A 15,305-nucleotide genomic window follows, 5' to 3' on the forward strand; every position below is an offset into this window, starting at 1 on the left:
GGCTAGGAAGGAATAACCCTGCTTCTGCCACTCTGCTCAAAAATAGTCAAACTGCAGGACCGATTACAGACCCGTATTGAATTTTCGCCAGTTCGCACTGCGTTGGTTACGGGCCAAAACAACCCTTCTGACATGTGCGTTATCAAAACGCTGAGAAGTTGGGGAGATACGTCGATGAGGCTTTTTTTCTTGGCGGTGTAGAGAAAACAAAAGTACTGAAGGCGTTTAAGCCACATATTTTCTTTGACGATCAGGATGTGCATTTGATCGTGGCTGTATACCCAATAAACTTGAGGTTGCATGCTCGAGCAACAATGCAGCCCAAGCCTTATGAGCAAGAAGCGGACATGCAAACCACGCCTATCCAATTGTCGTAATCACTCCTTGTTAGCTATTAATTATTTCCTCAATTATGTCAAACACAACTTTAAACCCAGAAAAGTCTTCTGCAGTTCCTGTCTCACAAAGCAAATCACACATATTCCCTTTTTCATCCTTATTAACAGACTTTGATGCAGATAAATGTGTTTCCACACCTCTGATTCTTGACACCGATGCTTCTTGAAAGTCAATATATTGTGGCTTTATTGCTTCAATTCTATCAATAGTGGTCTGAGGGAATAAGTTTTCTATTCCAATAGAAATAGGATTTTCAGAATTTGACGGTAGCACACGCTTGAAAACTAAATTTTTATTAGCATCCTGTTTATGTGTATCACAGTCAAACAATAGGATTATTTTATTTGGCACAACCTCTGAAATAGAATTGTTATAACTTTTCCAGATTTTATCTAAATTACCAAAGCCATCACCATCTTTAATTTGTATTCGTTCCAATACATCGACTCTTTCAAGTATGTCTGCGGCTTTAACTAAATACCGTATATCATAATCACCTTCAACAAAAACTACTGGTTTTGCATGTTGAAGTATTTCTTTAGTAATTTCATCTCTATGGCTAGTTGTTTCTTTAAATGCTTCATAAGCTGCGATAAATTCTGAAAAATCACTTGCCGATACTTTTTCTCCTTTTGGCATGCTTATGATTTCAAAACCATTATCACCAAACTCCTGCTCCATGCCAATAAGGAAAAGTGGTGAGTGAGAAGTAACGATAAATTGAATGTTTGGAAATAATTTTATTAACTTTGGTAATACTTCTTTCTGGTGAATAGCGTGAAGATGGGCGTCAATCTCATCAACAATTACAATACCTTTAATATCATTAAGGGTGTTTAACTCTCCGTCGGATAGATCATAATCCCTAAGAATAGATAGAAATAAGTTTATTAACTGAACCTCACCAGTTGATAATTGAAACAAATTTGGGACCCACATTTTTTCATTTCGCATCACAGATATTTGTCGAGTTTTTCTTGCTCCCGCACCAAGTCGAATATCTCCATGTTCATTTAATATCACGCGTATAACTTGCAGCACTGCATCATAAATACTAGAGCTTTGGCCGTTATAACCAATGAATACTGGGATATTGATTTCATTGGGCATTACCTGTAGTGGAAACCTCATATTTTGTATTTTAATATCAAAGACTTGTCTGTCAAACATCAAGTCAAGCAGCCAATTAATATTATTTTTAAGCGGTGATATACATATGGTATCTCGATTTGAAAACCCAGAAATTCTTTTCAGTTCTGTATAACTAGCTTTCGCTTTTAGATTCAGTAAATTCAACCAAGCAGGTTCCTCGAATCTATTAACAGGAAAATACAGACAGCATTGTTTTTTAAAAATATTATTGGTTTCTTCAGAGTTTACATTAAAAGAAGAAAAAAAATGCGAATTTTCTCCTGTATGAATTTGGTTCCATTCTGGTCTGATCGGCGTGTAACCTAATTTTTCTTCAAACTCATTCTTCGGGCGTTCGAGTTGCCATTCTTGTACTTTTTCACCGGATTCAAACTCAACGTTTGAATACGAATAATTCTCCCCAGATTTTATATATTGGGGGCTTCGATATTTGAAAACTCTACCTTTTTCTACTTCTACATCCTCATATACCTCTTGCTTACCTACCATAAGAGAGTTGACGAGATGGGCTAGAAGTATGCTTTTCCCTGTTCCGTTTTCACCGACTATAATCAATGGCTTAGGCGATTCATCTATTTTTGGAAATTCGATAGATAAATTTGAGATTGGGCCAATATTATCAATTTCAATCTTATTAAATAACATTAACATTTATTCCATTCAGAAATTAACACAGACCATATGTTTAATAAATTACCTAATGGATTGGCATACTTACAACTAACGGGAATCCAATCACACCTTCTTTAGCCACTATAAGTCACACATTCAACTTAAAGAATTATTATTTTACATTTTTACTTGATTTTTCTGATTAACATCTCATTTGTAACACATTGTGGTTGTGGTAACGTCCGTTCCTGGCACAGAACTGCCTGTCAGATTAGGTTCTGTGCAACAGATGTATCAGGTCAAATCTGAGCTAATACAGCTGAATAGTTTGTATACCACATGCAAAATAACTGCCCTACCTCAGATTAATACTCACCTCTGAACACCTCTTTCCTATGCCATTCCACAAACCGCTCGCCAGGATAATTTTCTTTAATAGGTGGCAACGTAATCGCCTTTCCCGCAAAATCCCAGAACAGCCTCTGTACCACCCCGCCACCATTTACCGCGCCTGAAACCATCACACGCATATTTTCATCCAGGCCAATCGAACCACGATCGAACGCTTTATGATGGATTGCGCACAACGCCAGGCCATTAGGTACTTCACAAGGGCCATGATGCTGCTTCCATCTGATATGGGCAGCTTCCAGAGCAATCGGCGCATTATCGTGGCGCATGTTAAAGCCGCAGATAGTGCACTGATAATTGTAAGCACGTAGCACCATCTGGCGGAACTTCGGGTCGCGTTGACTGAGAGAGGTGCGAATATCAAAACCCATTTCGTCAGCGATGTCTTCCTGAATACTGGCCGGGAAATGCGCCTCCAGAAGCTGCTGCGCCAGTGTATCAATTAACCTATGGTTTTTTGCCACCAACGCAAAATTATCGGCATCAAATCCACCCGCGACATTATATTCGATGAGTTCACGTCGGGGAGGCTGGCGGCTACCATTGGTTGAGCACAGTTCCGCGTTTTGTAGTTCCCAGAAGCCATCGCCCTTCAGACGCCAGAACGGCATGTCCGGGCGCTGGTCACGACGCTGCGGTCCATAACGTTCCAGGAGATCCAACAGGGGCTCGTAGATTTCAGAGGCATAGTTAAACAGGCGCTCATGATCCTGCCGATAGTGTGAGAGGACGTGCAGCAGCAATAAAGGCTTATGTGGCGCACGCTGTTCGCCTTTGCGCCAAATAGTAATATTTGATATCGCTTGCTTTAGGGTTTTGTCAGAGGTCATTGCATTGAAGAATCATGAGTGCATATTTGCGATGATGCTCGCAAATATATGTACATTCAAGGCATTATTGCAGATATCCTTTTTGTCTGGCGGCTCTGTACCCGGCAGATGAAATTCTGATAACAACGGTAAAAAATACAGCGACCAACCAGTCCTAAGCGGACTGGTTGGTCTTTTTAATTTAAACATCAACCGAGAAATAAAGGCCTTCAACTCACCCCCCATTACCCCGATTGATCTTCGCATAGTCAAACGGCGTAATCGCTCTCTCCCGATTGGCATCCAGAAAATCAGCCCACCACTGCAACATCAGCTTGCGTTCGTCCAGATGTTCCGCTTTATGGATATACGCCGCCCTCACCGAATTGCGTTCCATATGGCTCATCTGCCTTTCAACCGCATCCTTCGACCATAGCCCTGACTCAATTAACGAACTACAGGCCATTGTGCGGAAGCCGTGGCCGCAAACCTCAACTTTGGTGTCATAGCCCATCACCCGCAATGCACTGTTCACCGTGTTCTCACTCATGGGTTTACGCGGATCGTGATCGCCAATGAAAATCAACTCGTGTTCCCCGCAAAACTGTTTTATCTGCTTCAGGATCGCCAGCGCCTGCTTTGAAAGCGGTACCAGATGAGGTGTACGCATCTTTGATCCTCGCTGAGAATGTTTCACGCCGGGAATAGGCTCTCGCTCTGGCGGGATAGTCCACATTGAAGCTTCAAAATCGATCTCTGACCAGCGAGCAAAGCGCAGCTCACTAGATCGAATAAAGATAAGCAAAGTGAGTTCTGTTGCCCAGCGGGTTAGCGGCCTGCCGGTATAGTTGTCTATTTTCTCAAGCAACTCAGAGATGCGCTTTAATTCCAGCGCCGGACGATGTTGTCGATTACCGGAAGCAACCGCCCCAGCCATCTCTTGTGCCGGGTTATAATCAATTAACCCACTTTGCACCGCATACCGCATGATGGCCGTAGTGCGCTGTTGAAGACGAGCAGCAACCTCAAGACGTCCAGACATCTCTACGGCTTTAATGGGCGCTAATAAATCACGAGTTTTTAACTCAGCGATATTACGCTCACCAAGCGATGCAAAAAGATTATCTTCCAGGCTTTTTAGCACGCGATGGGCGTGATCTTCAGACCACTTTTTATTGGTGCCATGCCACTCGATCGCTACCTCTTTAAAGGTTCGGGCTTTACTCTGTTCAACCTTATCATTTTTCTTTTTGTCTCCCGGATCGACGCCATTCGCTAGTAGCTTACGCGCTTCGTCACGACGTGCTCTGGCATCCGCCAGTGTGATTTCAGGGTAAACCCCAAGTGCCAACATCTTTTGCTTGCCGTCATAACGGTACTGCAAACGCCAGTACTTAGAACCATTTGGATGGACAAGAAGGTGCATACCGCTGCCATCGGTCAGCTTATATTGCTTATCCGTTGGCTTGGCTGTTCTGACTTTGATATCTGTTAGAGCCATGCTTATCCCCTCCCTGTTGGTACAAGCATTATCGAACCGGAAATACCATCATCTATACCAACATCTGTTGGTAGATGTACGTTGATGTCGGTTGACCTTGAGAGAGTTAATATAGCGGGAAAGGTAGATAAATACTGGATTTTAGACATAAAAAAAGACCTCAGTTGAGGTCCATTTACATGCTTTTGGTGCCGAAGGCCGGACTCGAACCGGCACGTATTTCTACGGTTGATTTTGAATCAACTGCGTCTACCGATTTCGCCACTTCGGCACTGAAGAGGTATGCGGAAAACGTTGTGGATTATACCTGTAGCACGCAACCATGCAAGCGCTAGCGTGTGTCTTCTCCGCTAAGTGTCGAAAAAACCAGCATGCCCCCACCTCGCCGTCTTCTTAATCCCCCCTTCTGCAAAGCGACGCTGTTTTTCATGCTCTACACTTTTCTGTTCAACACCACACTGAGGGAAACACGATGTCGATGATTAAAAGCTATGCCGCAAAAGAGGCGGGTAGCGAACTCGAACTCTTTGAATACGATGCAGGCGAACTCAAGCCGGAGGATGTCGAGGTGCAGGTCGATTACTGCGGTATCTGCCATTCCGATTTGTCGATGATCGACAACGAGTGGGGATTCTCTCAGTATCCACTGGTTGCCGGACATGAGGTGATTGGTCGCGTGGCCGCCCTCGGTAGCGCGGCGCAGGCGAAAGGCCTGAAGATCGGCCAGCGCGTGGGGATTGGCTGGACGGCGCGCAGCTGTGGTCACTGCGATGCTTGTATCAGCGGTAATCAGATCAACTGCCTGGAAGGAGCGGTGCCCACCATTCTTAATCGCGGCGGCTTTGCCGAGAAGCTGCGCGCAGACTGGCAGTGGGTGATCCCGCTTCCAGAAAGCATCGATAGTGAATCCGCCGGTCCGCTGCTGTGCGGCGGTATCACGGTGTTTAAACCGCTGCTGATGCACCACGTCACTGCCACCAGCCGCGTTGGGGTGATCGGTATTGGCGGACTGGGACATATCGCTATCAAGCTATTGCATGCAATGGGATGTGAAGTCACCGCGTTCAGCTCTAACCCGGCGAAAGAGAAAGAAGTGCTGGCGATGGGTGCCGATAAAGTGGTGAACAGCCGCGATCCGCAGGCATTAACGGCGCTGGCAGGCCAGTTCGATCTCATCATCAATACCGTCAATGTCGATCTCGACTGGCAACCCTACTTCGAAGCGCTGGCTTACGGCGGCAACTTCCATACCGTCGGCGCGGTACTGAAGCCGCTACCGGTCCCTGCCTTCACGTTGATTGCCGGCGATCGCAGCGTCTCCGGTTCGGCGACTGGTACACCGTATGAACTGCGTAAGCTGATGAAGTTTGCCGGACGCAGCAAAGTCTCGCCAACCACCGAACTGTTCCCGATGTCGAAAATCAACGAGGCAATCCAGCACGTGCGCGACGGTAAAGCCCGCTACCGTGTGGTGCTGAAAGCCGATTTCTGACGGTCTGACTCAGCGCCTCCCTGCTCAGAGTGAGGCGCTGAGTCGCTCTCGTGCCTGGCGAAACGCCAGAACCGCCTGCTGGCACTGCGCCGTCACATTCTCAATATCATGATTAATGTCGATACGCGCGATATCGGCCTCCTCCGCCAATGGGCACTCCAGCGCCTCAAACTGACTTTTCAGCAAACCAACCGGCATAAAATGCCCTGCCCGACGCTGCATCCGTGCCAGAATAATATCGTAGTCGCCATCCAGCCAGAGAAAATGGACGTTAGGACTGCCCTTACGTAAAAAATCGCGATACTGTTTTTTTAATGATGAACAGACAATAAATCCGGTCTCATTCTTTTTATACAGACTATAAGACGCATCATTTAAGCGCTCTAACCACGGCAGTCGATCTTCATCAGTTAACGGTATTCCCTGGGACATTTTATCAATGTTTTTGGCAGGATGGAGATCGTCACCATCAATAAACTTCGCCGATAATAATGCTGCCACCTTACTACCAATTAACGATTTACCACTTCCTGAAACGCCCATCAAAATATAGCTTTCCCCGGCCATGTAAAACCCTCTGCGTCATATTTCATGGCGCGATATTACGCCTGCACAATCGGCAATTTCACGCTTTTTTGTTTCCATAGATGAGAATTATAAAGCGCATCACGTTATGCGTAACATTGTAGTGTAACAATTTTCCAGTGTGATCTAACTCACAAATAAGGACAATTAAAACCGCTTAAATGCACCGGAGATGAAGACCTGACCCTGTGAGGCATTTATGGAAGTGAAAACTCAATCCTGCGTTGTCGCGGGTAAGCGCTCTGTTGCCGTAACACAACAGAATATCGAATGGAATAATAAAGGCACGCTCGTAAAAATAACCCGAGGAGGAATTTGCGGTTCCGACTTACATTATTATCAGGAAGGTAAAGTCGGTAATTTTACCGTCAAAGCACCGATGATTTTAGGCCATGAAGTTATTGGTAAAGTGGTCCATAGCGATTCAGAAACATTACGCGAAGGGCAGTCGATTGCCATTAATCCGTCTAAACCATGCGGTCATTGTAAATACTGTCTTCAACATGAAGAAAACCAGTGCACTGAAATGCGCTTTTTTGGCAGTGCGATGTATTTTCCGCACGTCGACGGCGGCTTTACCCAGTTTAAAACGGTCGATACCGCCCAGTGTATTCCTTACCCGGAACAGGCGGACGAAAAGGTCATGGCCTTTGCTGAACCGCTGGCCGTTGCCATCCATGCTGCGCATGAGGCTGGCGATCTACAGGGTAAGAAAGTGTTTATCTCCGGCGTCGGCCCCATCGGTTGCCTGATCGTCAGCGCGGTGAAAACGCTGGGTGCAGCGGAAGTGGTCTGTGCCGATGTCAGCCCCCGTTCGCTATCGCTGGCTCAACAAATGGGCGCGGATACGCTGGTTAATCCCCAGCATGACGCGCTCGACCAGTGGAAAACGGAGAAGGGCTATTTCGATATCAGTTTCGAGGTCTCCGGTCATCCCTCCTCCATTACCACCTGTCTGGAAGTCACCCGCGCAAAAGGGGTGATGGTGCAGGTTGGTATGGGTGGTGCCGTTCCGGACTTCCCGATGATGATGCTGATCGGCAAAGAGATCGCCCTGAAAGGCTCGTTCCGCTTTACCACTGAATTTAACACCGCAGTCTCCTGGCTGGCGCATAACGTTATCGATCCGCTGCCGCTACTGAGTGCGGAATATCCGTTTACCGACCTGGAACAGGCGCTGATTTTCGCCAGCGACAAAACCCAGGCGGCGAAAGTTCAGCTCGTCTTTGAGAATGAAAAATAAGGAATAACATCATGAACGATCTTTTTTCACTGGCAGGTAAAAATATTCTGATCACCGGTTCCGCCCAGGGGATCGGTTATTTGCTGGCAACGGGTCTTGGTCAGTATGGTGCGCAGATTATCGTCAACGATATTACGTCAGAGCGGGCAGAAGCCGCGGTTGCTAAACTGCAGCAGGAAGGGATCCGTGCCGTTGCCGCTCCTTTTAACGTGACGCATAAACAGGATATTGACGCCGCAATTGATCATATCGAAAAAGATATTGGCCCGATTGATGTGCTGGTCAATAACGCCGGGATCCAGCGCCGCCACCCATTTACCGAATTCCCTGAGCAGGAATGGAACGACGTGATCGCCGTTAACCAGACCGCCGTGTTCCTCGTCTCCCAGGCGGTAACCCGCCGAATGGTGGAGCGCCAGGCCGGGAAAGTGATCAACATCTGCTCGATGCAAAGTGAACTGGGTCGCGACACCATCACCCCGTACGCCGCCTCGAAAGGTGCGGTGAAGATGCTGACTCGCGGTATGTGCGTTGAACTGGCGCGCCATAACATCCAGGTTAACGGCATCGCACCGGGGTACTTCAAAACGGAAATGACTAAAGCGCTGGTTGAAGATGAAGCCTTCACCTCATGGTTATGCAAACGTACCCCTGCCGCCCGCTGGGGCGATCCGCAGGAGCTGATTGGCGCGGCGGTATTCCTCTCCTCCAAAGCCTCGGACTTCGTCAACGGACACCTGCTGTTCGTCGACGGCGGCATGCTGGTCGCAGTGTAACCACTGAACAACCCTACGCAGCGCGCCAGCGCTGCCTTTTTGGCACACATAAGAGATAAGATTATGCCATTAATCATAATTGCGGCAGGCGTCGCGCTGCTTCTGGTCCTGATGATTGGCTTTAAAGTCAATGGCTTCATCGCCCTGGTCCTGGTCGCAGCCGTCGTGGGATTCGCCGAAGGGATGGACGCACAGGCCGTTTTACATTCCATTCAAAACGGGATCGGCGGCACGCTCGGCGGGCTGGCGATGATCCTCGGTTTTGGCGCAATGTTGGGAAAATTGATTTCTGATACGGGGGCCGCGCAGCGCATCGCGACCACCCTGATCGGAACGTTTGGTAAAAAACGCGTGCAGTGGGCGCTGGTCGTCACCGGACTGGTCGTTGGGCTGGCGATGTTCTTCGAAGTCGGCTTTGTACTGCTGCTGCCGTTGGTGTTTACGGTGGTGGCCTCATCCGGTTTGCCGCTGCTGTATGTCGGCGTGCCGATGGTCGCTGCCCTTTCGGTCACCCACTGCTTCCTGCCGCCGCATCCGGGACCGACAGCCATTGCGACGATTTTTGAAGCCAGCCTCGGCACCACGTTGCTGTACGGGTTTATTATCACCATTCCTACGGTGATTGTCGCAGGCCCACTGTTTTCAAAACTGCTGACCCGCTTTGAAAAAGCGCCGCCGGAAGGATTGTTTAACCCGCACCTGTTCACCGAAGAGGAGATGCCGTCCTTCTGGAACAGTATCTTTGCGGCGGTGATCCCCGTCATACTGATGGCCGTTGCTGCCGTCTGTGAAATTACACTGCCCAAAACCAACTCGGTACGGGTATTCTTTGAGTTTATCGGGAACCCTGCCGTCGCGCTGTTTATCGCCATCGTGCTGGCGATTTTCACTCTCGGCCGACGCAATGGCAGGACGATTGAACAGATCATGGATATCGTCGGTGACTCTATCGGTGCCATCGCCATGATTGTGTTTATCATCGCCGGTGGCGGCGCGTTTAAACAGGTTCTGGTGGACAGCGGCGTGGGTCAGTATATCTCTCACCTGATGACCGGCACCTCGTTGTCGCCGCTGCTGATGTGCTGGACAGTGGCCGCGTTACTGCGTATTGCACTGGGATCGGCGACCGTCGCCGCGATCACGACCGCTGGCGTGGTATTGCCGATCATTAACGTCACCCATGCCGATCCGGCGTTGATGGTGTTGGCGACCGGGGCCGGTAGCGTAATCGCTTCGCACGTAAACGATCCGGGATTCTGGCTGTTCAAGGGCTACTTTAACCTCAGCGTCGGTGAAACGCTGCGGACGTGGACCGTGATGGAAACGCTGATTTCAATCATGGGACTGCTGGGCGTGCTGGCACTGAATGCGGTTCTGCATTAAGGCGTGATTAACCACCGGGGGGCGATGTCGCCGCCGCTCCCTGGTACCGGAGAGAAGATGAGGAACCACAGAATTTCTTTGCAGGACATCGCCACGCTCGCGGGCGTGACCAAAATGACGGTGAGCCGCTATATCCGCTCACCGAAAAAGGTCGCAAAGGAAACTGGCGAGCGTATCGCGCAGATCATGGAGGAGATCAACTACATCCCGAACCGTGCGCCAGCCATGTTGCTGAACGCGCAAAGCTACACGCTTGGCGTGCTCATTCCCTCCTTTCAGAACCAGCTCTTCGCCGACATTCTTGCCGGTATCGAATCGGTGACGTCCGACCATAACTACCAGACGCTGATTGCCAACTACAACTACGATCGTGAGTCGGAAGAAGAGTCGGTGATCAATCTGCTCTCCTACAATATCGACGGCATCATTCTTTCCGAGAAGTATCACACCCTGCGCACGGTGAAATTCCTGCGCTCGGCGGCCATTCCCATTATCGAGCTAATGGATATTCAGGGCGATCGGCTGGATATGGAAGTCGGGTTTGATAACCGCCAGGCGGCATTTGATATGGTCAGCACCATGCTGGATAAACGCCAGCGGCGCAAAATTCTTTATCTCGGCTCGAAAGACGATATCCGTGATGAACAGCGTTTTCGCGGTTACTGCGATGCGATGACGCGGCGAGGCCTGACGCCGCTGCGCGTGAACCCGAAAGCGATCTCGTCGATTCGTCTGGGCATGCAACTGATGCGCGACGCGCTGATTGCCCACCCGGATTTAGACGGTGTGTTTTGCACCAATGATGATATTGCGATGGGCGCGCTGCTGTTTTGCCGGGAACGCGACCTGTCCGTGCCGGAACAGGTCTCCATTGCCGGTTTCCACGGTCTGGAGATGGGCCGACAGATGATCCCAAGTCTTGCCAGCGTCATCACCCCCCGCTTTGACATTGGCCGCATGGCGGCGCAGATGTTGCTGAGCAAAATCAAGAACAACGACCACAACCACAATACGATCGATTTGGGATACCAGATTTACCACGGCAATACGCTATAAGTGATTTTCTCTCCCCGGCGCATATTCTCTTGCACTCACATTGCCTATACTCGACGCAGGATAAATGGAGGAAATCTCATGAGCTCACCCCTGCTGATTGCCCGCACGCCAGACACTGAACTGTTTTTACTCCCCGGGATGGCGAACCGCCACGGGCTGATTACCGGGGCGACCGGGACCGGGAAAACCGTCACGCTACAGAAGCTGGCCGAGTCGCTGTCGGAAATTGGCGTACCGGTTTTTATGGCCGATGTAAAAGGTGACTTAACGGGCATCGCTGCCGAAGGCCAGGCTTCCGAAAAACTGCTCGCCAGACTGAAAAATATCGGCATTACCGACTGGCAACCGCACAGCAATCCGGTGGTACTGTGGGACATCTTCGGCGAAAAAGGTCATCCGGTTCGCGCCACGGTCTCAGACCTCGGGCCGCTGCTGCTGGCGCGTCTGCTGAACCTCAACGAGGTGCAGTCCGGCGTGCTGAACATTATCTTCCGTATTGCCGATGACCAGGGTCTGTTGCTGCTGGATTTCAAAGATCTGCGGGCCATCACGCAATACATCGGCGATAACGCCAAATCCTTCCAGAATCAGTATGGCAACATCAGCAGCGCTTCGGTCGGAGCGATCCAGCGTGGGCTGCTGACGCTTGAACAGCAAGGTGCGACGCACTTCTTTGGCGAGCCGATGCTCGACATCAAAGACTGGATGCGGACCGATGCCAGTGGCAAAGGGATCATCAATATTCTCAGCGCCGAGAAGCTCTACCAGATGCCAAAACTCTACGCAGCCAGCCTGCTGTGGATGCTCTCCGAGCTTTACGAGCAACTGCCGGAAGCCGGCGATCTGGAAAAACCGAAGCTGGTCTTCTTTTTCGACGAAGCGCATCTGCTGTTCAACGACGCCCCGCAGGTACTGTTGGATAAAATTGAACAGGTGATCCGTCTGATCCGCTCGAAAGGGGTTGGCGTCTGGTTTGTTTCGCAAAACCCGGCGGATATTCCGGATAACGTCCTCGGTCAGTTGGGCAACCGCGTTCAGCATGCCCTGCGCGCCTTTACGCCGAAAGATCAGAAGGCGGTGAAAACCGCCGCGCAGACCATGCGCGCCAATCCGGCGTTTGATACAGAGAAAGCGATTCAGGAACTGGGCACCGGTGAAGCACTGGTTTCATTCCTCGATGCGAAAGGCAGTCCATCGCTCGTCGAGCGGGCAATGGTGATCGCCCCGTGCTCACGGATGGGACCGGTGACGGATGATGAGCGCAATGGGCTTATCAACCACTCTCCGGTTTATGGCAAATATGAAGACGACCTGGATCGTGAATCCGCGTTTGAAATGCTGCAACAAAGTGTCCAGGCAACGACCGAAGCGCAAAGTAACCCGACGGCGAAAGGCAAAGAGGTAGCGGTTGACAACGGGATCCTCGGCGGGCTGAAGGATATTCTCTTCGGCAGTACCGGACCGCGCGGTGGCAAGCGCGATGGCGTAGTGCAGAGCGTGGCAAAAAGCGCAGCGCGTCAGGTCACCAATCAGCTCATTCGCGGGATGTTAGGCAGCCTGATGGGCGGCAGAAAACGCTAGTACCGAGGATAAGCGCAGCGCCATCAGGCACTGCGCTTTACGTTGCCGGATGGCGGCGAACGATTATGACTTACGCATCATCAGCCAGAGACTGATCAAGAAGAACGAGGCGCTTGGCAACAGGGCGCCGATAATCGGCGGAATACCGTACACCAGCGTCAGCGGGCCAAAGATCTGGTCCAGCACATAGAAAACAAAACCAAAGCTTATCCCCGTCACCACCCGCACGCCCATTGGCACGCTACGCAGCGGACCAAAGATGAACGACAGCGCCATCAGCATCATCACCGCAACGGACAGCGGCTGGAAGACTTTGCTCCACATATTGAGCTGGTAGCGCCCGGCCTCCTGGCCGCTCGACTTCAGGTATTTCACATAGTTGTGCAGACCGCTGATAGAGAGCGCATCCGGGTCCAGCGCCACCACGCCCAGTTTGTCTGGCGTAAGGTTGGTTTTCCAGGTACTGCTCACCATTTGCGAACCGGTGATCTGCTTCGGATCGGTCAGATTCGACTCATCCACCTGCGACAGACGCCAGACCTTCTGTTCCGGGTCAAACTTCGCCGACGCAGCATAGCGCACGGATTGCAGACGACGCTGATCGTTGAAGGCATAAATGCTGATGCCGCCTAACTCTTCGTCACCTTTCACTCGTTCGATGTAAACAAAGTTATTGCCGTCTTTCGCCCACAGCCCCTGCTGGGTGGAAAGCAGCGAACCGCCGTACATCGCCTGCGCACGGTAATTACGCGCCATCTGCTCGCCCTGCGGCGCAACCCACTCGCCGATGGCCATGGTCAGCAGCACCAGTGGGATCGCGGTTTTCATCACCGAGAACGCAACCTGCATACGGGTAAAACCCGACGCCTGCATCACGACCAGCTCGCTGCGCTGCGCCAGCATCCCGAGTCCCAATAGCGCACCAAGCAACGCCGCCATCGGGAAGAAAATCTGCACATCTTTCGGCACGCTGAGCAGGGTGTACATCCCCGCGCCCAACGCGTCGTAGCTCCCCTGCCCGGCTTTTTTCAGCTGGTCGACGAACTTGATGATGCCGGAAAGCGACACCAGCATGAATAACGTCATCATGATGGTGGTGAAAATGGTTTTACCGATATAGCGGTCAAGGACACCAAATGGCTGCATCACACCGCTCCTTTACGCGAAAAACGGGCGCGCAGACGGCGCACCGGCACTGTATCCCACAGGTTAAGACCCACCGCCAGCGCCAGATACAGCAGGTTGACCACCCACATCCAGATAACCGGGTCCAGCTTTCCTTTCCCGCCATTGGATTTCAGGGAGGTCTGGATCAGGAAGAACATCAAATAGAGCAGCATCGCGGGCAGCATCGACAGCACGCGGCCCTGACGCGGGTTGACCACGCTCAGCGGGACGACCATCAGCGCCATCATAAATACGGTGAATACCAACGTGATACGCCAGTGCAGTTCCGCACGGGCGCGATCAGTATCAGTGGACCACAGCGTGCGCATGTCCATCTGGTCGGTGTCGTTCGGATCCAGCGCCACCGCCTGGTGACCGATAATCGCCTGATAGTCCTGGAAGTCGGTAATACGGAAATCACGCAGCAGTGCGGTGCCTTCAAAGCGGGTGCCTTTGTTCAGCGTGACCACCTGCGAACCGTCGCGCATCTGCGACAGATGTCCGGAATCGGCGACCACCACAGAAGGACGGGCGTTACCTTTCGGGCGAATTTGTGCGAGGAACACATCCTTGAAATCGCTACCGTCAACGCTTTCAATAAACAGTACCGAGCTGCCATTGGTGGCCTGCTGGAACTGCCCCTGCGCCAGTGCGGCCATACCGGGGTTGGCTTTCGCCTCGGCCAGCACTTCATCCTGATGTTTTGACGACCACGGCCCCGCCCACATGACGTTAACGGCGGCGATGATCCCGGTGAACAACGCCAGGATCATGGCGGCTTTCACCAGCACGGCCTTGCTCAGACCGCAGGCGTGCATCACCGTAATTTCACTTTCGGTATACAGTTTGCCCAGCGTCATCAACAGTCCGAGGAACAGGCTGAGCGGCAGGATAAGCTGCGCCATTTCAGGCACGCCGAGGCCCAGCAGCGAGAGCACCAGATTTGCCGGAATGTCACCGTCAACCGCTGCGCCGAGGATCCTCACTAACTTTTGACAAAAGAAGATCAAAAGCAGAATGAAGAGGATGGCAAGCTGGCTTTTGAGCGTCTCCCGCACCAGATATCTTATGATTATCACTTTAAATACGCCCGTAAAAACTCGTCTTTTGCAGGAATTTAGCTTGTTTCATGGCTTAA

12 protein-coding genes, 1 tRNA gene and 1 pseudogene are annotated in these 15,305 nt (G+C 50.8%); 7 read left to right on the top strand and 7 right to left on the bottom strand.

Annotation, left to right across the window (positions count from 1 at the left end; translation table 11 throughout):
- Positions 1–30 precede the first annotated feature (30 nt).
- Positions 31–275, top strand: a pseudogene (locus tag ACQ0PY_RS20725) (5'-nucleotidase); the annotation flags it as partial.
- A 112-nt stretch (positions 276–387) separates the two neighbouring features.
- On the opposite strand, the gene ACQ0PY_RS20730 reads toward ACQ0PY_RS20725, so the two are convergent.
- The 4 genes from ACQ0PY_RS20730 to ACQ0PY_RS20745 form a co-directional block, all read right to left on the bottom strand.
- Positions 388–2,202, bottom strand: coding sequence for an AAA family ATPase (locus ACQ0PY_RS20730; protein WP_109739519.1), 1,815 nt, complete (start codon positions 2,200–2,202; stop codon positions 388–390).
- A 326-nt stretch (positions 2,203–2,528) separates the two neighbouring features.
- Complete coding sequence (locus ACQ0PY_RS20735) at positions 2,529–3,404, bottom strand: phosphorothioated DNA-binding restriction endonuclease (RefSeq protein WP_109739520.1); 876 nt, start codon at positions 3,402–3,404, stop codon at positions 2,529–2,531.
- A 214-nt stretch (positions 3,405–3,618) separates the two neighbouring features.
- On the bottom strand, positions 3,619–4,884 hold the full coding sequence (locus ACQ0PY_RS20740) for a tyrosine-type recombinase/integrase (protein WP_109739521.1): 1,266 nt from the start codon (positions 4,882–4,884) through the stop codon (positions 3,619–3,621).
- A 186-nt stretch (positions 4,885–5,070) separates the two neighbouring features.
- Positions 5,071–5,155 (bottom strand) — tRNA-Leu (locus ACQ0PY_RS20745).
- A gap of 201 nt (positions 5,156–5,356) precedes the next feature.
- Here ACQ0PY_RS20745 and ahr point away from each other — a divergent pair.
- Entirely contained in the window at positions 5,357–6,376 is a 1,020-nt protein-coding gene (gene ahr, locus ACQ0PY_RS20750; RefSeq protein ID WP_042999265.1) for an NADPH-dependent aldehyde reductase Ahr, read from the top strand.
- A gap of 24 nt (positions 6,377–6,400) precedes the next feature.
- Here ahr and idnK read toward each other — a convergent pair whose 3' ends face one another.
- A complete protein-coding gene (gene idnK, locus ACQ0PY_RS20755; protein WP_044264649.1) occupies positions 6,401–6,943 on the bottom strand; it encodes a gluconokinase in 543 nt (180 codons plus the stop codon).
- A 217-nt stretch (positions 6,944–7,160) separates the two neighbouring features.
- On the opposite strand from idnK, the gene idnD reads away from it, so the two are divergent.
- From idnD to ACQ0PY_RS20780, 5 genes are all read left to right on the top strand, one after another.
- Complete coding sequence (gene idnD / locus ACQ0PY_RS20760) at positions 7,161–8,204, top strand: L-idonate 5-dehydrogenase (protein ID WP_042999263.1); 1,044 nt, start codon at positions 7,161–7,163, stop codon at positions 8,202–8,204.
- Positions 8,205–8,215: 11 nt separating this feature from the next.
- Positions 8,216–8,980 (top strand): gluconate 5-dehydrogenase, encoded by a 765-nt coding sequence (idnO, locus tag ACQ0PY_RS20765; RefSeq protein WP_042999262.1) that lies wholly within the window; start codon positions 8,216–8,218, stop codon positions 8,978–8,980.
- Between the two features lie 63 nt (positions 8,981–9,043).
- Positions 9,044–10,363 carry a gnt-II system L-idonate transporter gene (gene idnT, locus ACQ0PY_RS20770; protein WP_042999261.1) on the top strand — a complete coding sequence of 440 codons (1,320 nt, stop codon included), beginning with the start codon at positions 9,044–9,046 and terminating at the stop codon, positions 10,361–10,363.
- 57 nt (positions 10,364–10,420) lie between these two features.
- Positions 10,421–11,419 (top strand): DNA-binding transcriptional regulator IdnR, encoded by a 999-nt coding sequence (idnR, locus tag ACQ0PY_RS20775; protein ID WP_042999260.1) that lies wholly within the window; start codon positions 10,421–10,423, stop codon positions 11,417–11,419.
- Between the two features lie 78 nt (positions 11,420–11,497).
- The gene (locus ACQ0PY_RS20780; RefSeq protein WP_042999259.1) at positions 11,498–13,000 is read left to right on the top strand and encodes a helicase HerA-like C-terminal domain-containing protein; all 1,503 of its coding nucleotides are present in this window, start codon (positions 11,498–11,500) and stop codon (positions 12,998–13,000) included.
- A gap of 63 nt (positions 13,001–13,063) precedes the next feature.
- Here the strand turns inward: ACQ0PY_RS20780 and lptG are convergent, their stop codons facing one another.
- Together lptG and lptF are read right to left on the bottom strand one after the other, a co-directional pair.
- Positions 13,064–14,146, bottom strand: a complete 1,083-nt coding sequence (gene lptG / locus ACQ0PY_RS20785; RefSeq protein ID WP_042999258.1) for an LPS export ABC transporter permease LptG — start codon at positions 14,144–14,146, stop codon at positions 13,064–13,066.
- The gene (gene lptF, locus ACQ0PY_RS20790; protein ID WP_042999257.1) at positions 14,146–15,246 is read right to left on the bottom strand and encodes an LPS export ABC transporter permease LptF; all 1,101 of its coding nucleotides are present in this window, start codon (positions 15,244–15,246) and stop codon (positions 14,146–14,148) included. Before lptF ends, lptG begins: the two co-directional genes overlap by 1 nt.
- Positions 15,247–15,305: the final 59 nt, after the last annotated feature.

The organism is Citrobacter sp. LST-B2, assembly GCF_057983045.1.